The 23,103-nt window shown below is 67.5% G+C and carries 17 protein-coding genes and 2 pseudogenes; 9 read left to right on the top strand and 10 right to left on the bottom strand.

Annotated features, from left to right (window positions below; translation table 11 throughout):
• Positions 1-1,251 carry an ROK family transcriptional regulator gene (locus OG226_RS12770; RefSeq protein WP_329349026.1) on the bottom strand — a complete coding sequence of 417 codons (1,251 nt, stop codon included), beginning with the start codon at positions 1,249-1,251 and terminating at the stop codon, positions 1-3.
• A gap of 254 nt (positions 1,252-1,505) precedes the next feature.
• Positions 1,506-2,750: an FAD-binding protein gene (locus OG226_RS12765; protein WP_328677181.1), complete on the bottom strand. Its 1,245-nt coding sequence runs from the start codon at positions 2,748-2,750 to the stop codon at positions 1,506-1,508.
• A gap of 147 nt (positions 2,751-2,897) precedes the next feature.
• On the opposite strand from OG226_RS12765, the gene OG226_RS12760 reads away from it, so the two are divergent.
• From OG226_RS12760 to OG226_RS12750, 3 genes are all read left to right on the top strand, one after another.
• Positions 2,898-3,575, top strand: a complete 678-nt coding sequence (locus OG226_RS12760) for a pyridoxamine 5'-phosphate oxidase family protein (protein ID WP_329349025.1) — start codon at positions 2,898-2,900, stop codon at positions 3,573-3,575.
• 337 nt (positions 3,576-3,912) lie between these two features.
• Positions 3,913-5,241, top strand: coding sequence for a radical SAM protein (locus OG226_RS12755; protein WP_329349024.1), 1,329 nt, complete (start codon positions 3,913-3,915; stop codon positions 5,239-5,241).
• Between the two features lie 214 nt (positions 5,242-5,455).
• Positions 5,456-6,976, top strand: coding sequence for a cellulose-binding domain-containing protein (locus OG226_RS12750; protein ID WP_329349023.1), 1,521 nt, complete (start codon positions 5,456-5,458; stop codon positions 6,974-6,976).
• A gap of 213 nt (positions 6,977-7,189) precedes the next feature.
• On the opposite strand, the gene OG226_RS12745 is transcribed toward OG226_RS12750, so the two are convergent.
• Together OG226_RS12745 and OG226_RS12740 are read right to left on the bottom strand one after the other, a co-directional pair.
• Positions 7,190-8,143: a hypothetical protein gene (locus OG226_RS12745; protein ID WP_329349022.1), complete on the bottom strand. Its 954-nt coding sequence runs from the start codon at positions 8,141-8,143 to the stop codon at positions 7,190-7,192.
• Between the two features lie 183 nt (positions 8,144-8,326).
• The gene (locus OG226_RS12740) at positions 8,327-8,875 is read right to left on the bottom strand and encodes a winged helix-turn-helix transcriptional regulator (protein ID WP_329349021.1); all 549 of its coding nucleotides are present in this window, start codon (positions 8,873-8,875) and stop codon (positions 8,327-8,329) included.
• 111 nt (positions 8,876-8,986) lie between these two features.
• Between OG226_RS12740 and OG226_RS12735 the strand changes: the two genes are divergently transcribed.
• The 4 genes and pseudogenes from OG226_RS12735 (at position 8,987) to OG226_RS12720 (ending at position 12,499) form a co-directional block, all read left to right on the top strand.
• Positions 8,987-9,292, top strand: coding sequence for a putative quinol monooxygenase (locus OG226_RS12735; RefSeq protein WP_328677167.1), 306 nt, complete (start codon positions 8,987-8,989; stop codon positions 9,290-9,292).
• Between the two features lie 62 nt (positions 9,293-9,354).
• Positions 9,355-10,122 carry an SDR family oxidoreductase gene (locus tag OG226_RS12730; RefSeq protein WP_329349020.1) on the top strand — a complete coding sequence of 256 codons (768 nt, stop codon included), beginning with the start codon at positions 9,355-9,357 and terminating at the stop codon, positions 10,120-10,122.
• A gap of 285 nt (positions 10,123-10,407) precedes the next feature.
• Positions 10,408-10,833, top strand: a pseudogene (locus tag OG226_RS12725) (ribosome small subunit-dependent GTPase A); the annotation flags it as partial.
• 88 nt (positions 10,834-10,921) lie between these two features.
• On the top strand, positions 10,922-12,499 hold the full coding sequence (locus OG226_RS12720) for a recombinase family protein (RefSeq protein WP_329349019.1): 1,578 nt from the start codon (positions 10,922-10,924) through the stop codon (positions 12,497-12,499).
• Between the two features lie 214 nt (positions 12,500-12,713).
• On the opposite strand, the gene OG226_RS12715 is transcribed toward OG226_RS12720, so the two are convergent.
• Together OG226_RS12715 and OG226_RS51560 are read right to left on the bottom strand one after the other, a co-directional pair.
• Positions 12,714-17,915: an NACHT domain-containing protein gene (locus OG226_RS12715; protein ID WP_329349018.1), complete on the bottom strand. Its 5,202-nt coding sequence runs from the start codon at positions 17,913-17,915 to the stop codon at positions 12,714-12,716.
• Positions 17,916-18,055: 140 nt separating this feature from the next.
• Positions 18,056-18,229, bottom strand: a pseudogene (locus OG226_RS51560) (ISAzo13-like element transposase-related protein); the annotation flags it as partial.
• 386 nt (positions 18,230-18,615) lie between these two features.
• On the opposite strand from OG226_RS51560, the gene OG226_RS12710 reads away from it, so the two are divergent.
• Positions 18,616-19,167, top strand: coding sequence for an ATP-binding protein (locus OG226_RS12710; RefSeq protein WP_329349017.1), 552 nt, complete (start codon positions 18,616-18,618; stop codon positions 19,165-19,167).
• 84 nt (positions 19,168-19,251) lie between these two features.
• Positions 19,252-19,860, top strand: a complete 609-nt coding sequence (locus OG226_RS12705) for a hypothetical protein (RefSeq protein WP_329349016.1) — start codon at positions 19,252-19,254, stop codon at positions 19,858-19,860.
• A gap of 148 nt (positions 19,861-20,008) precedes the next feature.
• Here the strand turns inward: OG226_RS12705 and OG226_RS12700 are convergent, their stop codons facing one another.
• Genes OG226_RS12700 through OG226_RS12685 form a run of 4 tightly spaced genes read right to left on the bottom strand, consistent with a single transcriptional unit; the run spans position 20,009 to position 23,003 of the window.
• Positions 20,009-20,842 carry an aminoglycoside phosphotransferase gene (locus OG226_RS12700; protein WP_329349015.1) on the bottom strand — a complete coding sequence of 278 codons (834 nt, stop codon included), beginning with the start codon at positions 20,840-20,842 and terminating at the stop codon, positions 20,009-20,011.
• Positions 20,842-21,675 carry an aldo/keto reductase gene (locus OG226_RS12695; protein ID WP_329349014.1) on the bottom strand — a complete coding sequence of 278 codons (834 nt, stop codon included), beginning with the start codon at positions 21,673-21,675 and terminating at the stop codon, positions 20,842-20,844. Before OG226_RS12695 ends, OG226_RS12700 begins: the two co-directional genes overlap by 1 nt.
• The gene (locus tag OG226_RS12690) at positions 21,609-22,799 is read right to left on the bottom strand and encodes a JmjC domain-containing protein (protein ID WP_329349013.1); all 1,191 of its coding nucleotides are present in this window, start codon (positions 22,797-22,799) and stop codon (positions 21,609-21,611) included. The genes OG226_RS12695 and OG226_RS12690 overlap by 67 nt, the downstream gene beginning before the upstream one ends.
• Before the next feature lie 9 nt (positions 22,800-22,808).
• Entirely contained in the window at positions 22,809-23,003 is a 195-nt protein-coding gene (locus OG226_RS12685) for a hypothetical protein (RefSeq protein ID WP_329349012.1), read from the bottom strand.
• Positions 23,004-23,103: the final 100 nt, after the last annotated feature.

Genomic DNA, 23,103 nt, shown 5'->3' with positions numbered 1-23,103 from the left:
TCATGAAGGTGGTGCGGTACGGCTCCTTGTGGGGGCGGTGCGTTTACCTGCCCTCTGCCCGACCGACTGAAGTGCCCCTTCCAGCGCGAACGTTGCCGCGCCCAGGCACGCCGGGTCGGTGAGGATGGGGGAGAGGACGATCCGGGTGGCGGCGAACGGCCGCCTGAGCGCGTGCCGTTGGACGGCCTCGCGCACCTCGTGCAGCAGGGGCTCACCCAGCCTGCGGGCCACCCAGCTGCTGAGCACGACGACTTCGGGATTGAGGATGTTGACCAGGTTGGCGATGCCCGCACCGATGTAACGGGCCGTCTCCCGTACGACCTTGAGAGCCACGGGATCGTTCGCGTCCACGCCGTGGGCCAGGGCGTCGATGGTGGCCGTCTGGTCCTCGGAGTGCAGCAGCGGGCTGCGCGGGCTCAACTCCCTCAGGTTCAGCATGATTCCGGGCGCGCCGACGTACGCCTCCACGCAGCCGTGGTTGCCGCAGCGGCACAGCCGCCCGTCCAGCACGAGCGTCGTGTGGCCCCACTCGCCTGCGCTGTTGCTCACCCCCCGGTACAGCGCCCCGCCGAGCGCGAGCCCCGCGCCGACGCCGGTCCCGAGGTTGACCACCACCGCGTCCCCGCGCCCGCGCGCCGCCCCGAACCACATCTCCGCGACCGCGCAGGCGCGCAGCGGATTGTCCAAGTACAGGGGATAGGCGATCACTTCGGACAGCAGGTCGAGCAACGGCACGTCGTGCCAGTCCCAGTTGGGCGCGTACTCCGAGATGCCGGTGTCGCGGTCCACCTGCCCCGGCACGCTCACCCCGACGCCCAGCACGCGCGCGCCCTCGATGCCGGCCTGCGCGACCACCGAGCCGACGGCGGCGGCCACATGGCTGACCACCTGCTCCGGCAGACTCTCGCCGGGACGCATGTCCTCGTCGGCACGGGCCAGCACGTTCAGTGCCAGGTCGAAGAGTTCGACGTGGACGTACGTCTCCGCGATGTCGACGCCGATCAGCGCGCCCCCCGACGCGTTGACCGCCACGAGACCGCGCGGGCGGCCCCCCGCCGAGTCCTCGAAACCGACCTCGGTGATCATCCGGAGGTCGAGCAGCTCACCGACGAGCGTGGCCACCGTCGCCAGGCTCAGCCCGGTCGCGGCGGCCAACTCCTGCCGGGAGGTGGGCGATTCGGCGATGATCTGGCGCAGCACCTCGTAGCGGTTCGCGGTACGGATGTCTCGTGACGTGCCACGCCGCTTCATTGAGCTCCCCTCGCCGGCAAGCACCGGGTGTACGAGTGCTTTTCCTGCCGGGGGTCCGGGGGTTGTCCCCCGGGAAGGCACAGTGCCGGAGCGGTCGCCATCCCTTCCCCCTTGCGTCATGCCGAGGCACGACGGCACCGGCGCGGCGCAAGGCTATGGGCAGCGGGCGACGTTCGACAAGGGGTTAGGAAAGGGGCCATACAAAGTCGGCCACCGGGCGGTCGCGGGGGGCGGCCACCCGGTCGGCCGCGCGGTCAGTCGCCCAGCACGTCCCGGACGAAGGAGTTGGCGAACCTGCCCTCCGGGTCGAGGTCCCGCGCCAGCGCCGCGAAGTCGCCGAGCCGCGGATAGCGCCCGCGCAGCACCTCCGCCGGAGCGGTGAACACCTTGCCCCAGTGCGGCCGTGCGTCGAAGGCGTCCAGTGCCTCCTCCAGCCGTCGCACCACGGGCAGGACCGCCTCCGTGTCCTCGATCCAGGTGAAGTGCAGGGCGACCGTGTCCCGCCCGTACGAGGGGCTCAGCCACTGCGCGTCGGCGGCGATCGTCCGCACCTCGCAGATCTGCAGGACACCGGCGACCGTCTCCCGGATGCCGTCGACCGCGTACAGCGCGTCGAGTGCGGCCGACCGCGGCAACAGGTACTCCGACTGCAGCTCCGCCCCGCTGCTCGGCGTGAACTCCGCGCGGAAATGCGGCAGTCGCTCGTGCCACGGCCCGGCCACCCCGAGCTGCTCGGTGGTGTTCACCGCGGGCATCCCCGGCACCGGGTGCAGCGCCTCGGTCGCGGGCGCGGCCCACGGGAAGTCGGGGGCCGGCTGGTCGGTGCGCCGCTTCAGCCACACCTGTCCGAAGCGCGGCTCCCGCCAGTCGGTGAACAGACTCACGCTGTACGCCGACGCCGCCACCGTCTCGAAGTCCAGCCCGGCGAGCGGCAGTTCGGTGAAGACGTACTGCTCGACCTCGAAGGCCGGTTCCAGGTCGAGGGTGAGCGAGGTGACGACACCGAGCGCGCCGAGGGAGGTCACGGCACCGTCGAAGCGGTCGTCGCCGCGCGCGATCGTGACCGTGGAACCGTCCGCCGTGACGATCTCGACCTCGCGGACGGCCGACGCGAGCGAGCCGTTGCGGACGCCCGAGCCGTGCGTGCCGGTCGCCACCGAACCGGCCACCGAGATGTGCGGCAGGGACGCCATGTTGGGCAGCGCGAGCCCGTGTCCGTCCACCCGGCGGGCCAGTTCCGCGTACCGGACACCGCCCGAGACCCGTACCGTACGGGCCGTCGTGTCCACGTCGAACTCGGGCGGCAGGGCGGCGATCGACAGCAGGGTCCCGTCGGGGCCCGGCTCGGCGATCTCGTTGAAGGAGTGGCCGCTGCCCAGCACCCTCACCCGCGCGCTCTCGGCCACGAGGGTCCTGAGCGCGTCGAGTGTGCGCGGGCGGTGGAGTTCCTTCGCCGCGTAGGTGATGTTGCCGGCCCAGTTGGTGACCGTCTCCGTCATCCCTGCCGTCCCTCCGGGTGTACGCGTTTTCCCCGACCTTCTCACCTCTGGACGGCTGATACGGATTTCGTTGATATGTGGTGATGAGACGGACCTGATGGGTGAATGTGTAGCCATATTGCTGCGATATCGGTAGCCTCCGGCGATATGACCTCTCCCGGCCCCGCTCCCGACCCGCTCCCCGTCACCGACCTCACCCGGCACCGCCGCCTCGCCGAACAGGGCAGCCTCGACCGTGCCGACCTGGAGGCGATCCTCGACGCCGGTTTCGTCTGCCACCTGGGGGTCGTGATCGAGGGGCGGCCGGTAGTAGTCCCCACGGTGTACGGGAGGTACGGGCGGGAGCTGTACGTCCACGGGTCCGTCGCGAGTCGTAGTCTCGCGGGCGGAGACCCCGTGTGCGTCACCGTCACGCTTGTCGACGGGCTGGTGCTGGCCCGGTCGGTGTTCGAGCACGGGGTGAACTACCGCAGCGCGATGATCCACGGGGTGCCCCGCAAGGTCACCGACCCGGAGGAGAAGCTGGCCGGCCTGCGCCGCCTCACCGAACACGCGACGCCAGGGCAGTGGTCGTACGCCAGGCAGCCGAACCGCAAGGAACTCGCGGCCGCCACCCTCCTCGCCCTCTCCTTGGAAGAGGCGTCGGTCAAGATCCGTACCGGCGCCCCCGACGACGGCGACGGCCCGGACGCGGAACTGCCCGTATGGGCGGGAACGCTCCCACTGACCTCGACCTGGGGCACACCCGTACCGGACCCCGCGCTGCCCCCGGGCATCCCGGTACCGGACCACATCGCGATCCGTGAGGGAACCAAGCAGGGCTGACCCGGCAAGGACCTCTGCCTGTGCCAGTGGTGTTCCGCGCCTGTGAAGCTCCTGTGCCGCCGCGGGGCGGTGCCGCCAGGGACGTATCGCCAGCCCGGCCCGGCACCCCCAACCCCGCCCACCCCCACCCCCTCAGGGGCGCGGGGAACTGCGCGCCCAGCCCCAACGCACCCGCACCCCGCAGCCAACCCGACCCCCCACCCCCGCCCCGTCCCCTCGGCCAAACACACCCGAACCGCACCACACCGACCCCCCGCTCCCCCCGCCCGACCGCCGGAGGCATACCGTGAGGAGTCGTACGCCTGAGCAGGGCGCCTGAGCCGGGAGGAGATACGGGATGGGCAGCCGCACCGCGCTGGTCGAGGATCTGATGGAGCGCTTTCCGCACGTGCCGCGGGAGGCCGTCTTCAAGGAGGACCTGCTGCGCGGGGGAGTCGCCTTCGACCCGTCCGCGCTCAGCGACAACGAGGGCGGTGAGGTGAAGCCGAAGTCGTACTTCATCTTCTCCTTCGACCACGGGACCCTGCCCGAGCTGGGCGAGGCCGCGCTCCGCCGCCCGCCGGAGGAGATCATCCTCACGGGTGGCCCGTACGACCTGCGACGGACCGTCGTCTCCGTGCGGGTGAACCCGACCTCGCCGTACCGCGTGGCCTCCGACGAGGACGGTGTCCTCGGGCTGTACCTCGACGGCAAGCGGATCGCGGACGTCGGTGTGCCGCCGATGCCGGAGTACTACCGGCACAAGCTCGCCAACGGGAAGTCCGTCATGGAGGTGGCCCCGACCATCCAGTGGGGCTACCTGATCTACCTGACCGTCTTCCGCGTCTGCCAGTACTTCGGCGCCAAGGAGGAGTGCCAGTACTGCGACATCAACCACAACTGGCGCCAGCACAAGGCCGCCGGGCGGCCGTACACGGGCGTCAAGGACGTGGAAGAGGTCCTCGAAGCGCTGGAGATCATCGACCGGTACGACACCGCGAAGGTGTCCACCGCCTACACCCTCACCGGCGGCGCGATCACCAAGACCGTCGCCGGGCGCGACGAGGCCGACTTCTACGGCCACTACGCCAAGGCCATCGAGGAGCGCTTCCCGGGCCGTTGGATCGGCAAGGTCGTCGCGCAGGCGCTGCCGAAGGACGACGTGCAGCGGTTCAAGGACTACGGCGTGCAGATCTACCACCCCAACTACGAGGTGTGGGACGAGTATCTGTTCAAGCTGCACTGCCCCGGCAAGGAGCGCTATGTCGGCCGCGCCGAGTGGCACAAGCGGATTCTCGACTCCGCGGAGATCTTCGGCGCGCGCAACGTGATCCCCAACTTCGTCGCGGGCGTGGAGATGGCGGAGCCGTTCGGCTTCAAGACCGTCGACGAGGCGATCGCGTCGACGACCGAGGGCCTGCGCTTCTTCATGTCGCAGGGCATCACGCCCCGCTTCACCACCTGGTGCCCGGAGCCCACCACCCCGCTGGGCAAGGCCAATCCGCAGGGCGCTCCGCTGGAGTACCACATCCGGCTGCTGGAGGCCTACCGCGCGACGATGGAGGACTTCGGCCTCAAGTCCCCGCCCGGATACGGCGAACCGGGTCCCGGCCGCGCGGTCTTCTCCGTCAGCTCCTTCATGGACAGTCTCCCCGCCGAGCACGCCGAGGAGCCCGCGCCTTTGTAAGGTAACGGTGTGGCCAACTCCTGCGACTGGTGAGCCGGGAGAGGCTCGGACACGTACAACTGCACAGAGGCGACTGTCAGTCACCGTAATTGAATACCTGGCTTGTCAGTTGTGTGGGATGCGTGAAAGGCTCTGGCCCTGTCACGAGGCAGCCCCCCTCCAACTTGCTTACTGTCAGAGCTAGTTGGCCGTCATTCGTGGATGCAGGAGACCCATGCCCGACCTGCCGACTCCTCAGGACGCCGCTGAGGCAGCGCTGTTCACCGAGAGCTGGGACGCCGTGCTGTCCTACGCCGACCTGTGCACGTCCGGAGCCGCCTCGGCCACCGAACTGGCCGGCGAGGCCTTCGCGCTCGGCATCCAGGAGGCCCGCTCCGCCGGGTCCGGTCCGATGCGCGGCCCGGCCCGCCGGGTGCTCCCGGTGATACCGCTGCTGCTGACCGCCGTACGGACCACGGCGGCCACCTGGGAACTCGCCGGGCGGGGGCACCGGCTCGACCCGGACCTGCGGCTGTGGCTCAACTCGGAGAAGGCGGCCCGCTATCACGGCATGCCGTTGCAGCGCCCGATCGCGTTGCGCGGTCTGCGGGACCTGCAGGAGTCGGACGCGGCGCTGCTGTGGCTGGCCGAGGTGGAGGCGCTGCCGCTGCCCGTCGTGGCCCGTCGGCTCAGCCTCGACCCGGCGGCCGTCTCCAGTGAACTCGCCCAGGTGCGGGGCCTGTTCAGGGACCGCTGCCACCGCAACCACCTCGACACACCGATGGACGCGGAGTGCCGCAGCTACGCCCGGCTGCTGGACGCGGTGACCCGTTCACCGGCCGCCGACACCCCCGAGGACCTCTCCCGGCACCTCGCCACCTGCGTGCAGTGCGCGGAAGCCGCTGCCTGCCTCCGACTGGCGGGCGGCGGACTGCCCGCGGCCCTCGCGGGCGGGGTGATCGGCTGGGGCGGGCTCGCCTATCTGGAGCGCCGCCGCCGGGCCGCCGAGGTACGGCTGGGCGCGGGGCGCCCCGTGGCCGAACTGGAGGCCGGGGAGCCGAAGGAGGGCGCGAGCAAGGCGCGCCTCGTACGCAACAGTCTGCTCGCCGCGGCCGTCCTGCTGTCGCTGGTGGCGCTCGGGGTCTCGATGATGCCGATGGGCGGCTCCGGGCACGACAACGCGGCCAGCGACGACGCCGACAGCCAGCCGGTGGGAGATCCCGCCCCCACCCTGTCGTCCGTCGGCGCCCACCCGTCGGGCACGGCCAGGTCGTCCACCCGGCCCGCGGCGAGCGGCACGGCGACCGACTCCGGGGACAAGAACCCCGACACGGAACCCCAGGGCACCGCCTCGGCCACGGCGGGCAACTCACCGGACCCGACGAGGAGTTCGGGCTCGGGTTCAGGTTCCGGATCAGGGTCGGGTGCGGGTACGAACGCGCCGGCGAGCTGCGACGTCACGTACGACCTCGTCAACCAGTGGCCCGACGGCTTCCAGGCCTCCGTCACCGTCACCACCACCAAGGCCCTCGACACCTGGCGTGTCGCCTGGTCCTACCGCGACGGCCAGCAGGTCACCCAGATGTGGGACGCGAGCGTCGCCCAGGACGGCTCCCGGGTCACCGCCACCGCCGCCGACTACAACAAGAACGTCGCCGCGGACGGCAGCTTCACCTTCGGCTTCCTTGGGACGTGGGACAACAGCAAGAACTCGGCCCCGTACGGCTTCACACTCAACGGCGCGGTCTGCAAGTAGCCCGACCCGTGCCCCCCTTCCCTTCGGGCGGGCTGTCACCCGCCCCGGCGTCTTCTCCGGGCGGGTGACGACCACGGCCAGGCGAACTACCGGCTCACGGACCGGCGTTACTACGCTTGCCGATCAAGTCCCGTTACAGCGCGGCGCGTTCCTGATCCGTCTTGGCCTTGGCCGGCTCGGCCTTCCAGTCCTTCTCCAGTTCCTTCAGCTTCTTCACGCAGTCGCCGAACTGCTCCAGGTCCACGTGCCGTTGGCTCGCACTGAGAGGGGCTTTGGCGCCGATCTTGTCGTCCTTGTGCCCGCCGCTCGACGCCGAGGCTCCGCAGAACGTGGTGCCGGTGAACGGCGTCGATCCCTGTGGGCCGCCAAGGTGGAGTCCTTGCCGGTGACGGCGAAGCCGTAGACGTCCGGTTCGGCGGGGGCGGTGATCGGCTTGAGTGTCGTCCAGGTGCCCGAGCGCAGCACCTGCACGGTGGCGTAGCGGCTGGTGAACAGTACGCCCGTCACGTTCTCGTACGCCGAGGCCGTGGGGTTGGACACCGTGGCGCGAAAGGTCACCCCGGGTCCGCCCGCGGTGGCGGTGGTGGGTACGTCGGACAGGCCGGCGGTGAGTCCGTCGTCCTTGACGGTGTCCTCGTCGGTGTCGTTGGCGGCACCCGAAGTGCCGTAGGAGATCAGGGTGTTGAGCTTCAGGTGGTCGGCGCCGCCGTTGCTGTCGCCGTGGTGCGCGGTGCCCATGGGGAGGCCGAGGCGCAGGTGTACGGTCCGTGACCGGGCGGCGGCCAGGGCGAAGGACTCGGGCAGTTCGCCGGAGAACCGCGTCCCGGTCAGGGTCAGCGGTACCGTCTTCCACGCCGTTCCGCTGAGCCGGTACTGCAGGCTGACGGCGTTCGGCGGCAGGCCGGCGCCTCCGTCGATGTGGTAGATCAACCGTGCCGAAGTGGTGTCCTCCGTACCGACGTTGGTCGCCGTGGTGGTGAACTCGACCGGCTGGCCCGCCAGTCCGATCTCCGCCGGTGCCGCGGTCGAGACGGAAAGGGCCGGCGGCTGCGAGTCCGTCGTCGCGGCCGTGGCCGACGGCGCCAGGACGGCTCCGGTGGCGGCCAGGAGCAGGCCGGCTCCCGCGACCGTCACGGACGAACGCAGCGTGCGTGCAGTGCTGATCAACGATTCCCCCAGGATGCCTGTGCGGCGCGGTGGACTGCCACGCCGGAGACGGCGAGCGGAACCGCCCGCCGTTCACGCCCAGTTGGACATTCCGCCCCGGTATCCCGCTGTGGCGTCCGGTGCGACGGTTCTGTCACCGGACGGTTGTGGGTTCGTGCGGGCGCCGGGGCCGGGGTCGTCGTATCAGCCGGCTGCGTGGGCCGTCGCGGGGGTCGCCACGATCGGGTCGAGGAGTCGGCGTGGTGTGTTGATCGCGCCGGAGACGGGATCGCCCTCGCGGTCCGGCGCCTGGAAGCCGGGGCCGGGTTCGATCCGGATCTCCGGGACCGGGACGGCCGAACCGCAGTCCCGGCAGTGTCCGTCGGGGTCGAGGAGGCCGCCGTCGAGGTCGTGACGGAGGACGCGCTTGGCTCCGTGCGGGGAGTAGAAGGCCTCGCCCCAGTTCATCAGGGCGTGCACGGCCGGCCACAGGGCGAGGCCCTTGTCCGTCAGCCGGTACTCGACACGGCCGGCGTCGTCGTGCTCGCGGGTGAGGACGCCTTCCTGCGTCAGTGACTTCAGCCGGTTGGTCAACACGGCCCGTGGGACCCCGAGTTGGGTTGCGAAGTCGCCGAACCTCCGTACGCCGTAGAACGCGTCGCGGAGGATCAGCAGCGTCCAGCGCTCGCCCACGACCTCCAGCGTTCGCGCGAGGGGGCAGTTCCCGTCCGCGTAGGTGTTGGGGAGGGTCATGCCACCGATTCTACCAGCAGCGGTTCACTCACTGAACTGACGATGCTACGGTGTTCACCAGGTCCGGTTCAGTCATTGAACCGACCGTGTCGACCTTGAGGAGCGCGCCGTATGTACCAGTTCCTGGTTTCCTTCACCGTCCGGCCGGAGCACCGTGACGACTTCGTCCGGGCGGCCCACCGCACCGCCCGCGACTCCCTCGCGAACGAGCCCGGCTCCCATCGGTTCGAGGTCGTCGCGGACGAGGAGAACCCGGATGTCCTCTACCTGAACGAGGTCTACGCGGACGCCGACGCGTTCAACGCGCACGCGGCCGGCCCGTACTTCGCCGCGTTCTTCGCCGAGGCGGGCGCGTACGCCGAAGGCCCGACGTGGCTCATGCGGGGCGAACTGGTCGGTGACGAGACCGCCGCCTGAGCCGCCGTCGACCCCCACGAAGACTGACACCCACGACCCCCCTGCGAAAGACGAGGTCCACCATGTCCTCCGTGCTCATCACCGGCGCGTCCCAAGGCATCGGCCGAGCCATCGCCGTAGAACTGGCCGGTCGGGGCCACCGGGTGATCGCCACCGCGCGCCGCCCGGAAACCCTGGCCGACCTCCCCGTCGCCCAACGCCTCCGCCTCGACGTCACCGACCAGGAGAGCGTCGACCGGGCCGTCCGGGAGGCCGGCGAGATCGACGTCCTGGTCAGCAACGCCGGGGAGACCGTGCGCGCACCCCTGGAGAGCGTCCCGCTCGCGGAGGTCGAACGGCTCTTCCAGGTCAACACCCTGGGCGCGCTGCGCGTGGCACAGGCCGTGCTGCCCGCCATGCGCGAACGCGGCGCCGGCCGTCTCGTCTTCGTCTCCAGCATCCAGGGACGCATGGTGCTGCCCATGATCGGCCCCTACGGCGCCAGCAAATGGGCACTGGAGGCACTCGCCGAGACGCTCGCCATCGAGACGGGCCACTTCGGCGTCAAGGTGAGCGTCGTCCAGCCCGGCGCGGTCTCCTCGGGCGGCGGTGAGCGCGCCAGGGTGCACCTGGGCGAGAACGACCCCTACACCCCGCTCTACGAGGCACTCCCCGCGCTCCGCGGCGAACTCGTCACCCCGGAGGACGTGGCCGCGACGGTGGCCGCGACGATCGAACAGCCCGAACCTCCGCTGCGCGTACCGGCCGGCGCACCCGCCGAACGGGCGCTGCGGGCCCGCAAGGAGGCTCCCGAGGACGAGCCGTTCCTGCTGGCCGAGATCGACTGGTAGCGGTCGTGTCGTAGGACGTGATGAAGGTGCTCGCCATGGGCGCGCGTTAATTCGGTGGCGTCGCGCCCCGCGCACCTTCTAGGGTCGGTCCAGTTGGAACGGCGACCTGGGGTCGCCGTGGGTGACGTGAGCATGTTGTGGGAGGTGTGACCGATGGCTGTCTCTGTGATGGGCCCTGCCCGCCTTCAGAAGTGCATCAAGTCCACCTCCGTGGCCACCGGCTGACCTTCCTCTTCCACCGCGCCCGTGTGCGCGTGCCGGGGCCGCCCTTGTGAAGGGTCTCCCTTGACTTCCAGCTCTGCTTTTCTCGCGCTCGCCCGCTACGGCTGGGACGACGCGTGGGCGGATGAATTCGCCCGCTACGACGCCGAAGGACTGTTGGCCGGCCGGGTGATCCGGGTCGACCGGGGACAGTGCGACGTCGTCACCGCCGACGGCACGGTGCGCGCCGACACCGCGTTCGTCACCCCGAACGACCCGCTGCGCGTGGTGTGCACCGGTGACTGGGTCGCCGTCGAACCCGCCGGCAACCCGCGGTACGTACGGACGTATCTGCCGCGCCGTACCGCTTTCGTGCGGTCCACCTCCTCCAAGCGGTCCGAGGGGCAGATCCTCGCGGCCAATGTCGACCACGCGATCGTGGCCGTACCGCTGACCGGGGATCTCGACCTCGGCCGTATCGAACGGTTTCTCGCGCTCGCGTGGGAGTCCGCCATGTAATGCACACCAGCCTTCACCTGCACAGATGCCGTTTGGAGCGGCCGGATCTGTGTTGTAGGAGGGCTATATGGCAGCGCGTGTGGCAGAGGAGTTCCGGGATGCCCGTCCCGAAGAGCTGGTCGGCAAGGGTCCCGAGGATCTGGTCGACCTGTACCTCCGGCGCAGCAAGAAGCGGGAGACCCTCGAAACCCTCAAGCAGCACGCCCGCGACCTCCGCCGTGAGATGGACCGGCAGAACCTGACCGTCCGCAAGGTCTGGCTGGAGCAGCTCAGTGCCTCGAAGCAGCATGTGCGGCGAGAGAAGCTTGAGGGCGCGATGGCCGCCGTCATCGCCGGCGAGGTCAAGACACTTGCGGTGTGGAAGACGGACCGCTTCGACCGCAGGGGCATGGCTGCGGTAGGTGCGGCGCTGGACGAGTTCGACCGCCGCAAGGCACGACTCTTCGTGCTCCAGGAACATCTAGACTCAAGTCAGAGGGGCACACGGATCATCTTCGCGATCCTCGCCGAACGAGCCCGCGAAGAGATCGAGGACCTGACTCTTCGCGTCACGACCGGCAAGACCGCGGCTCGGGTAGCTGGCAAGTGGTCGGGCGGACGGACGCCCTATGGCGTGCGGTCACCCAGGGGCTCGGGAATCATCGAGCCGCACCCCGACGAATATCCGCACGCGCGGCGTATCGCCGACGAACTCCTCAAAGGCCGCTCGGCGATGAGCGTCGCCCACGAGTTGGAACGAGACGGAATCCGGACCCGCGACGGAGCACGCTGGTCGTCCCGTGCCATCTCCCGCATGGTGAAGTCGCCTGCCTGGGCTGGTCTACTACCGACGAAGGAACGCAAGTACGACGCTGACGGGCAACCGCTCGACGTGTGGATACCCTCGACCGAGCCGGAGCGGGATGCTCACGGTCGCCCGGTCGAGATCGGTACCGGCGTGGTGTCTCCCGGGGAACGGCTCCGCATCCTCGCGATGTTCGAGGAGCGGGTCAGCAGGATCGGGGGAGGATCCACAGGAAAACGCCCTCAGACCACTCTCCTTGGCGGAATGTTCTTGTGCCCTCGCTGCCGGAACACAATGACGGCCAGCGGTAGCGAGCGGGGCCGCATGTACCGGTGCCGGATCCGTGGCACCTACGGCAAAGACGCCTGTCCCGGTGTCATCGTCCGAGCCGAACGCGTGGACGCCGGGGTTGAGGCTATGTGGCTCAGCCATGTGTCAGCTCTCGAACACGGGGATCCGGGATTGGACGCGATCGTCCGGCGATGGTCGGTTCTCCACGATCCGGAGCGAGACGCCCAGCGCAGGGATCTGATGGCCGGACTTGATGCCGCAAAGGGACGCCGCGAACTGCTGGAGACGGACTACTACATCGCGGGAACGCTGTCTGCAGAGCGATTCCGTGAGCTCTCGGCCGCTCAGAGCGCTTTGATCCAGAGCCTGGAAAAGGAGGCAGCCCGCCTCGCCATGGAGGCGGACCTCACCGTCTTCTTCGCGGATGGAGAAGCGCTGGCCGAGGCATGGGCGGAGTCGACTATTCAAGACCGGCGCATGCTGCTCGGATGCGTACTCAAGTCGCTGACCGTCACCGTGCCCAAGCACTGGGGTGACAGGACACCGATCATGGAGAGGCTCGTCCCGGAGTGGGTGGTCTGATCGGTCCTTGGGCACTTCATCCACGCACTTGGGTGGTGCCAGCCGGGTCTCGGCTGGCACCACCTGTGTTTCGTCGTTGTGCGTCAGGCGCTGCCCGAGCCGTCGGTAGAACTCTCACGGTTGCCAAGGTCGGCTTGATGCCAGAGCGAGTAAGTTGCTGAGGCCGATAAGACGCTGCGGATCTCTTCGCGGCTCACTGGTGGTTCCCTTTGGCTCAGTGCGCTGCGAGGTCGAGCACAGCGAGGCAGAGTGGACCCTCGTGGTTGGTGAAGGGGTTGTGTACCACGATGTCGGGTGATGCGGCCGCGAGGACGCGGATCGGAGCTGCCGCATCTGCTTGCGGCAGGGCACCGGATTGGCGCAGTACTGTGGCAAAGAGGTACGTGCGCTGCAAGGGTTGCACTTCCGGGTGTGCGTCAGCAATCGGGTCCCAGGGAGCCGCCATTATAGGGCTGTCCTCCCGGATTCCGGTGGGGTCGCTAAGAGCGTCCTTGAACGCCTCGATGGCGTTAGCGTCCACGCGGAGCCGGCGTAGCAGCGGTCTGGTGAACATGGGGAGGTACCGGTCCGGAATACCCAAACGGAATCGGGTGTGAGCGCGGATCACAAAGGCTGGCAGATCCTGTGGCGGGGCTGCGCCGAAGGCGATGGCCAAGCTAGTGCCCCATTCGCGCCGCTCGCGAGTTTCGGAATCTTTTGTAAACCAAGTTTCTAGGTCCCGGAGGGCGGAAACGGACAAGCTGTCAGACGGGAACAGCTGTGTATAGGTGGCTAGCCCATCACCTGCATGAACGCGGCCTGACCGGTTAACGATCGTCTTCTCGGCAAGGGCGGCCTTGAATACTTCATCGGAAACGGTCCAACTGTTGTGGTCCAACAGAGAGTCAAGGACGCGGTCCTGTCCCTCGTTCTCCGTTCGGCCAAGCTTGGCCACGACGGCGCGCAAGACTCCTTCGTCGCCTCTGTTCTCCTCTTTGGCCCACAGGAGGAAGCGCTCATCTTGACGTAGCGTCGCGTCGCTGTCGGCCTCGTGGCGCAGCATCTCTGCGATGACGGGGTGGCGCGAAGCGACTGTTGCCAGTGCTGAGATGACGTGCTGCCGCTGCTCACTTGCCGTTCGCCTACGGCTATCGGACTTTCCGTTTAGCCGCTCGAAGACCTTGTCGCCGAAGTGAGCGCACAACTGCTCCCAGTTCGCGGCGACGAGGTCTACCAGAATCTGATCCGCGTCGCCGCTGAAGGGAACATCGAGCGTAACGCCAGGTTCGCCCGGGTCGCCGATCGTTTCCCTGATGTCGTCAATTAGAGTGAGATCGCCGAGCATGAGCATGCCGATCCACGCCAGTTGGCGACGCTCTTCGAGTTCAGGGCCATACGCGCACAGGTCGTCTTTGATCTCACCACGTAGCCACTCCATTTCGGCCGTCAGTGTGTCGGAGCCCGCCAAGTCGTTGTGAGCCTGTTGGTGTCGCTTGATCGCTTGGGTGAGTCCGATGAACGCAGTACGACGAACCTCGGTGTCCGGTTCGTTGTTCCACTCCGCCATGACGTCGATGAGTTCGGCCGCGGACAGTGTGGCGCGCGCGAGTTCGAACGCCAGGACTTCGCGCAGTTCTGGACCGATGTGTTTGAGCAGGCTGAGCGTCTTGTCGAGGACCCGGAGGGACGCAGTGTCGGTCCTGTCGCAGTAGGCCCTGAGGATCGCGACGGGAATGGTGTCCGCGATTCCTGACCTGATGGGTTGGGTGTCGTGGATGAGTCTGTCGGCAAGCTCCTGGACGGCTGGCTGATCAGGCCAGGCTCTGATGACCGCGGGTACGTGCCACATCAAAGGGTGATAGCTCACAGCCGCGCACGAGGCTGCCAATTCGCCTGGGTCGTAGCTGGCAAGCACCTTCCGTGCGGTTTCACCTCTCACATCTCCCTCTTGGGCGGTGTGTTCGAACTCCTTCCAGGCCTCTGCTACTGCCTGGGCGACAACAACGTGCTCCTCGGACCAGCCATCTGTGGTCGGCTGGCGCAGAAGGGACACCAGGACGGAGAACCCTTCCTGAGGACCAAGCACGTCAATGGCCACGCCGGCCATGGGCGCCGCTTGATCGAATTCGCCACGAAGCCTGTTGGTGAGGGAAGTGCGGACCTGCTCGTCGTCCCCGTATCGGTCGACCAGTGTGCTGGCCGCGGCATAGGGTCGATGGGAATCCAGGCTACGAAGCAGTACGGTTTGAGCGTCAGCGGTTGGAAGTGCGGTCGCCAGACCTGCTACGCGGTAAGGCGTCACACTCTTCAATTCGGAATCCACATAGGGGTGGAGGGCCTCTGCGAAATCCGGATCGTCCCGCCACTGCTGAGGAATCAATCCGACGTCATACAAAATCAACCCGCGGTCTTCCGGGGCTGAGAGCTGTTCTGCTACCCACGTCTTGAAGCGGTTATCGTCGGCGAAGGCGCTGCATGCCAGGATCCACGCAAGTCCACGGTCGCCACCATTGGGTACATTCGCCTTCAAGGTCTCCAGCGCGAAGTCGGCTGCCCGGGCGTCTCCGGTAGCTGCGATCCTGACGGAGTCTGCTGTAGGCCATGGACCTGAGCGAAGGTCTTCGTCGCGCAGCAAGGACAGCAGCCAGTCTCGCTCTTCCGGCCGGTACATGCCGGCATCGCTTGATGCGGTGCCGTGCTGCAGGGCGTGTAGGGCGACCAGTCGAACCGGTCTGGATGATTGAGTCCGCGCCCACTCGACCAGCCGCGTGGTCTCGGGGGCGTCGGGCCAGCCGTTGCCGAGGGCGAGGAGGGCCGCGGCTTGGGTTGCTGACGACGGCCCCGTCTCGGTGAACGTCATCAGCCGGTCCAACATGCGCAGTTGACCACCGAATCGGCGTGCGAGGGCCGCTGCCGCATTGACCTTCACATGGTCCTCGGGGTGTCGAATGCCCCAGAGCAGGAATTCGGCCGCGCTGTCGTCGTCGATGTCGAGGTCGCGCAGCGCCCACATGGTTGGTGAAGGGTCAGGGCGGGGCGCCGTAAGCCACCGCTTCATAATCGGCAGCAAGCGAGTGCGCGTGGTGTGGCTCGCGAGCATGGCGGTGAGCGCGGTGATCAGGTTCGCCCGATGGCGCAGTGAGGCGTGGACCTCTACTCGTTTGACGAGTACGTCGGTGTAACTGGCCTGTGCTCTCGGGGTGAGCTTGACACCGGCGGCGAGGGCATCGGCGACCAGCTCGTATCCGTCGATGTCCGCCCATCGTTGGCTGTCCGAGCCGGGGGCTGCAGAAAGCAGGGGCTCCGTTGCGTGAGAGCTGACCTGCGCGGTCAGCAGCGCCAGGAGCGCATCTCGCCAAGCCGGATCTGGCACGAACCGCTGTACGTTCGCGATCTGCTCTTTTACGGGGCGCGTGGCCAGGTGCTGGCCGGCCAGGTGATCGAGGATGACGCGGTGCAGGAAGCCGAAGGAACCTGCGCCGTGCGACACGATCAGCCCAAACTCGTCTTCCGCCATGGCCAGAACGGCATCGGCGATTCTGCGGGCCTCGGGTTGCTGATAGCCGAGGACTTCGTCGTCAGTCATCGATTCGACGATGAGCCCGCGCATCTCCATCTTGGTGACGGTGCCGAAGGGGTCTTTGACGCGAAGGCGGTAGGCCACGGCGGCGAACAGTGTGATCGCATCGTTGGCCGTCAACACAGCCCCGCGCGCATGTGAAGCGCGCTGCCGCATCTGAGGGTGTTTTTCGACGAGCAATTCGACGAGCCGGGCGTAGATCTTGAACCGTTGCCGTGGGAGAGGTTCGCCTTGCCAGGTCGTGGCCAGCAGCGTGAGAAAGAGGGGGGACCTGGAGAGTTCAGCGAGTTCAGGGACGGCCTCAAGTTGGTCCAGGAACGGCTCGACGCCAGCGCTCCACATCGGAGGGAATTCAGTTGCGTCCTCAGGCCGTGTGACTGGCCCGAGGATCCCGGTTGTAATTGTCTGGCGTTGTGCGTTTGTCAGAGGTGTGATCTCGGCTTGCACCCACGGGCGCCTCCAGTTGAGCCGGTCGACCGCGTACGGGCGTGTGGAGAGGAAGGCTGAGGCCGTCGTGCGTCCAAGGAACGCCTCAAGGGTCCCGAGCGCGCGTTCAGCGGCGCTGACATCGCTCCATTCGTCAATGCCATCGACGAGGAGCAGCAAGCGGTCGTCCCGCAGCGCACGCTGGACCAGCGGCCAGAGGTGCGTAGCACTCTGTGACTTCAGCCAGGCTTCGGCGGCCGAGACGAGTGAGTTTTCCGTTGATGCTTCGAGATGACGACATAGGAATCCGAACGGCAGCCAGACCGGCAGGTCGGTGCCGTGTTCCCTCTGTAGCGCGACTGACTGCGGCTTGGCCGAGAGCAAGTCCGCTGCAATGAACCGCAACAGGCTGGATTTTCCCGCTCCCGGACGCCCGATGAGTAGCTGGTACTTGCCGCTGGCCAGCCAGTCGTCGGCCGCCATAGTGCCGGCAGTGGTTGGTTCGGTCTCACTTCTGTGCTTGAGCAGGTGGTGGGCGGATCTGAACGACTGCCGACGAACGCCTATCCGCGAGGCGATGTAGGTATGGCCGTCGACTGGGCTCTTTTCTGGGCGTTGACTTTCGACGACTCGCTCGGGCTGTTCGGCGTCGATGACGTCGGGCCGTTGACGGCTGGGATCGACGTTCAGGATGACGAACGCGCCGTCGAGCTCCGCGTTCTCGACCGGATGGACTCCGCCTTGGGCGGAGAAGACCGAGCGGTAGAGATCGCGCAACCCTGCGCGGAGTTCTCTGCTGTCCTGGTGGGGCAGATTGTGTTCAAGAGCCTGGGCTGCGTCTGGGCCACAGAAGCGTTCGACCCAGGGGCGGCCGAAGAAGTCATCGACGACGCGAGGGTGGTTTTTCAGCAGGGTTGACACTTCCTGCACACCCCACGGAATGAAGGTGATCTTGAGTTTGGCCAGCCGTTTGGTCTGCTTGCGGATCGCGGCGTCCAGCCTGGTGTCCTGCAAGTCGAACGACGTAGCGAAGTAGAAAGCGGCCGTTTTGTCTACCCATTCGCCCTTCAAGAGGTCGTCGACAGCCTTGTCGATCTTGGCCGCGGTCAGCGTTTTGACCCGTCGAGACTGCAAGGTGATGTAGTCCCGACCGCCGGATTCACCGTGCGCCAGGTCCAGCGGAAGCCGTGCGTAGGCATCGATCCCAGCTTGGGCTTGGCCCGGGGCACCGAAGAGCTTGGCGTACTGAACTGGCCGAACGGTATGCAGCATCCTGAGGAACAGACGCTCCGTGTCGGGCCAGTGGAGTTCGCCGATGGGCAGCATCTGCGCCCTGGTATCGATGGGCGGCGCTGGGAGCGGACCAACAGGAGCAGACCACAGAAGGGCTTCGGTATGGTCTCTGCCGCCCGCTTCGTCCTTCTCCATCATTTCGGTCCTCCGCCGTTACCCGCCGCAACATCTGCTGCCAGGCTAAGGGGTCGGTTTCGCAACCTCGACAAGGTCGTAGCAGCTGGCCGATGGCGATTGTCACGGGAAGGCTGGCAGAAGCATCCCAACGCTTCCGCGGGACCGACGAAGGCATGTCTGGTCATCGGTACTGCGTTCAGCTCGGCGTCGCTGACCTTCCCATCGGTGGGATAGGCGCCGGTGTCGAGTTTGGTGTAGACGGTGAGGCCGGCGCGGGCAGTGGTCTCGGAGATGGACTGCACGACGACCTCATGGCTGTTCAGCAGTCTGCTGCGCCTGCCCAGTGCTTTGGTTTTCCACATTCACGCCGACGGTCCGGGCTCGTTGGGCGGGGCTGCGACTTTCGATCAGGGGCGGCACAGGATCGGTGCTGAGGTGCTCCCTACATGCGAACTCCCTGAGCGCCGATGGTGCCGAGATTCTCTGATAGTCGGCACCGCCCAACGGCTGGTGCGGTTCCCTTGACATTGCGCTGGTGATATCACCGCTGAGATGGGGAGTCGGGCCGTCCGAGGTAGATGGTGGTCGTCCGCCGTTTCCCGGGCTCTTTTCGACTTCTTGGCTGTCCTGCGTACTGCCTTGTGAAGGCGGTGAGCGATCCGCTCGCTCTCGGGAAAACGCGCTGACTCCCTGGCCCCTGCCCATCGAGAGGTTCCCAGTTATGCCGCGCCCGCTCGAAGAATCGCCCCACGCCTTCACCGTCCCGGCTCTGGTCGAGGAGGTGGCAGCAGCGCGGGACCGTGTCGCAGATCGTGCTCGGGGGCTTGGGTTGGACCTGGACGAGGAACTGATCGGCGACTTGAAACTGCTCACCGGGGAGCTGGTCGCGAACTCGGTTACGCACACGCAGGCGGAGTGTGTGGTGTACGTCCGGTGGACCGGAGAGCGGCTACGAGTCGAAGTCACCGACGTTGACTCGACTTTGCCAGTACCTACGCATGCTCTGTCCACGGACGAGAACGGGCGCGGTCTCTTCCTCGTTGCCGCAATGGCAACGGAGTGGGGATCACAACTGTGCGCAACGGGGAAGAAGACTTGGTTCGAACTGGCGGTACCCGTCTCCGGGGAGGACACCACGACCGTGACGGCCTCGCTCCGTGAAGCGCCTGCTGAGCTGGCACTCGCCAGCGGTGAAGGAGGCGCCCGCCCGGCTCTGGTGGAACCCGTACCGATAGCCGGCGAGTATGCACGAGCCGCGCATCAAGCGGCCTGAGCAGTTTCGGCGAACTCGCGCACGATTGCCCAAACCCGGGTTCTCGTCCCTGGATTGTCCGACACCTGACATCATCATTGGCCCATGACCACACGCAGCCCCGCCCAGCAGCTCGCTGCCCACGTTCGGACCGTCCTCGGTGACGGCCCGTTCCATCCGCCAGGCGGCTGGGTGCATATGGGCGCCGTGATCTGCGACGCCAGCTTTCAGGCGCGTCGCAAGTACGAATCGACGAACCGGCCGCGGATACTCCAGCTCCAAGCGGCATGGCCCGACGCCGCGACGGTGCGCGGATTTCAGACGCGACTAGCCACGGAAGACCTGGCTGTCGCCATGAACTTCAGCAGTCCTCGCAGGGTCGCAACGGCCCATGGAATTACCGACCTACTGGTTGCCAACGGGATCGACGCACGCAACGACCTCCACGCCTGGCTCGACCACGAAGCCGGTCGTACCGCTCTGCTCGCGGTGCAGGGCGTAGGGCCGACGACCGTGGACTACATCGGAAACCTCGTCGGCCGGTCGCAGATCGCCGTGGACGTACACCTGCGAGCCTTCGCCGTAGAGGCCGGTGTCTCTGGGCTGAAGTACGAGCACCTGCAAGAGGTGTATGAGGAGACCGCCGCGCTGCTGGGACACGGACCCGGTGGGCTTGAGCACGGCGTCTGGCGGTTCATGTCGCAGAGTGGCTAGCCCGTCAGGCCGGGGATCCGGTGGACGGCGTCCACTCATTACGGAAGCTCACGGCGAAGCCCTGCCCTCCAGCTACGGGGGAAGCCGAAGGGCAGGGCGGCTCATCGTAAGAACGGCCGTTGTACGACCAAGTTCCGGCGTCCTCTACCTAGCGCAGGTCGCGAAGCAGCGAAGCAGCGACGTCGGCCATTGTGTCGGTCAACGGCGCCTTCTTGCCCGTCCGTTGGAAGGCGCGCTCGACGTTCGCGCACAGCAGCAGGCGGGACAGCTTGCCACTGCGAGTCGCCAGGATGCTGGAGAACAGGGCCTCTACTTGTTCCGCGAGCGTGGGCACGGTCAGGGAGGCGGACCACAAGCAGGCCTCGTCCCATCCGACCGGGCCCATGCCCCAGCTCTCCCAGTCGAGGATGGACAGGCGGGGGCCGCAGAGGTTGGCGTAGCCGAGATCGCCGTGGGCGCAGGCCCAGTCGGTGATCGTGGTGTCGATGTCCGTCCCGTAGACCTCGTGGATGCGGCGGGTCAGGTGGGCCTGGCCCATGGACACGCGGTCCGTGGAGTGGACCGAGAGGTTCATGAGCGCGGTCCGTAGGTCGATCCACCACTGCTCGGGCAGCTCAGGATCCGAGGTGATGTCGCTGGTGGGGGAGAGCGCGCCGTCTTCGACGAGCGTCATCTCGTCCGCACGCCACACCACACCGCGGCCCCGGTCGGTCCAGACGGCCGCGGCTGACCATTCGGGCCGGGGTACGCCTTCGATGGCGGCTGCGGCCTCGAAGCCGGTCCAGGCCTGGGGGTCGATCTTCTCTGCGCGTCGCCAGGCGAGCCGGACCCACGTGGCCGCATCGGTTCGGAAGCCGGCGGTGCCGTTGTACTTGCTGAAGTGGCCGTCCTCGCGCTTGAGCTGACGTCCGAGCCGCCGCTCGACGTCGTCGAGGACGTCGTCGAGCGGAACTGTCGAGAGGTCATCCAAGGTGGCGTGCACTAGGGGTCCTTCCTGGACGGGGCTCCTGCGCTCACGGTAGCCCGCTCGCGCAGTAGCGCCCGATATGCCGTCACCGTCTCGGTGTTGATCTCAAGTCGTGTGCCACCGACGGCTTCGGCCAGGTGCTCGACGTGAGAGGTGCCGACCGCGAGACGGCTGACCTCGGGGATCGCGAACGCTGCGGCGACGCCTGTCTGAAGTGCGTTGTGCTGCTGGCCCGGGACGAGGAACGTGGAGGTGTCCACGGTCTGCCAGATCGAGTCGTCTGCGTTTCCCGCAAAGGGAGCCATTCCCCACAGCTCCGTGATCTGTGCGCGGAGGACGAGTTCGTCCACCGCGTCCAGGATCCCGACTGGGACGGTGAGGCCGGCGCGAACCATCCCCACGTCCGGGCGCGGGACCTCCCAGTCGGCTTCGAGGAGCGGTCGAGGGTCCCATGTGGAGAGTCCCCAGGTCTTGCAGAGTCCTGCCTCGCGCAGGTCCAGGAGGACGGCGCACGCGTCGGCGAAGCCGTCGACCGAGGACTCGGGGTTGTGCAGGAGCACTGTGTCCGGGGTACGGCCGAGTTCCTCCGCCGATCGCTCGACCGCTACGCGAAGCCGCGCCGGGTCGAGATCGTGACCGTCGGGGAAGTAGCCGACCTTCGTGGAGATCGTGAACTCCGACAGGAGGTCGTCCGCGATCGTCGGGAGCGTCCGGTGGGAGGCGAAGTGCTGATAGTTGAAGGCGGTGTCGAGGTCGGTGACACCCTGCTCCAGGGCACCTTCTAGAAGGTGTCGGGTGGGACCAGTCCGGTATAGGCCGAGAGCGATTCGGCGGTCAGCGGTGCGCACAGCCCCTCCTGGATCAGGTGCTCGGCGAGCGTGGTGAGGTCTTGGTCGTCGTCGGTGAGGTGTACCGGGTGCCCGGACAGGAGGCTGCGAAGGGCAGGTTCGGCGCGGCCGTGGAAGGTGAGGCGCTTGCCGCCGCCGACCACCTGGACCGTGTCGCTGGCGCGTGTGATGACCGGTTCGAACTCGGTGCAGGCTACGGCGTATTCGAGCGGGCCGAACACCGGGATGTGGGGCAGGTGTCGAGCGGGCGGGGTGTTCGCGCGCAGTTCCGCGAGGTAGCGCTCGGGGTTGTACTCGCGTGCGAGTTCGGTCAGCTTCGCGGCGAGCACGGCGCCGTCGACGGTGTCGTCGCTGCGCTCCAGGTCCGTACGGAAGGCCTCGTCGGCGCGCGCGGCGTCGGACAGGAAGTTGGCCCAGGTCACACCGGTGCGCTTCGTCAGGCCGAAGGTCACGTGGAGGGAGTGGCCGTCGTCTCCGGAGCCGATTCTCGTCGCGGTGTGCCAGTAGCCGCGGGGTATGTGCATGACGTCGCCGGCCCGCATGGTGCCCTTCCAGAGCACCTCCTCCGACGGTGTGCGGTTGCGCTCGGCGTCGCGATACATGGGCGCTGGACGGGAGGGGCCTCGGACCTCCCAGGACTTCTCGCCCGAGAGCTGGACCGCGATCACGTCGTGGTCGTCCCAGTGCAGGTTGAAGCCATCCGTGTCACCGACGGCCAAGTAGGCGTTGGCGGAGGCGAGTTCACCTGACCACCAGCCCAGCGCGCGGCACGCGACTTCCAGCGTCGGGTCGAAGGCGTCGACGTGGTCCAGGACCAGGGTTCCTCCGTCGTTGAGGATCCGGCCGAGAGCCGCCATGTCGGCCTGGCTGACAGCCTGCCTGCGCCGGTTGACGTTGGTGGACAGGAAGAGCGAGGGGTGTACCTCGTCTCCATCGGCGTAGCAGCGCAGTTGGGGGTTGGCGAGGTGGCGGTGCCGGATGGTCTCCAGCAGCCGGTTCGGGGTCATCAGCCGGGCGATCAGGTCCGGGTCGGCGAGGTGCCCGCGAGCGAACGCGGTGCCCACGGGCCCCGGCCCGTCCCAGCCGAACGCCTTCTCGATACCTGTGACGAGCCGGTGCTCCATGGGTTCCTCCTACTCCTTGGGAAGGTTCAGGTCGCGGTTGTCGCCGTCGTCGCCCGCGCTGTTTTGCGAGCTGGTGACGTCGGACCGCTCCGCCTCGCTGCGGTCGTGGGCCACGGCGAGTTGCTCGACGGCGACCAGCAGGCCGACGCTGGTCCCTCCGCCTTCCTTCTTCTTGGCCTTCGCGTTCTTCGCGGTTGTGGTCACTCGGCTCTCCTCTCGTTGAGGCCACTCGGCAAGCGAATGGCCTGGGGATCCTGCGGCTGCGGAGGTGCAACCGCTGAGCGGCGGCGCAATTCGGCGCGGT

The organism is Streptomyces sp. NBC_01261 (assembly GCF_036226385.1).
GTDB lineage: Bacteria > Actinomycetota > Actinomycetes > Streptomycetales > Streptomycetaceae > Streptomyces.
This window is presented reverse-complemented; position numbering and strand designations above follow the sequence as displayed.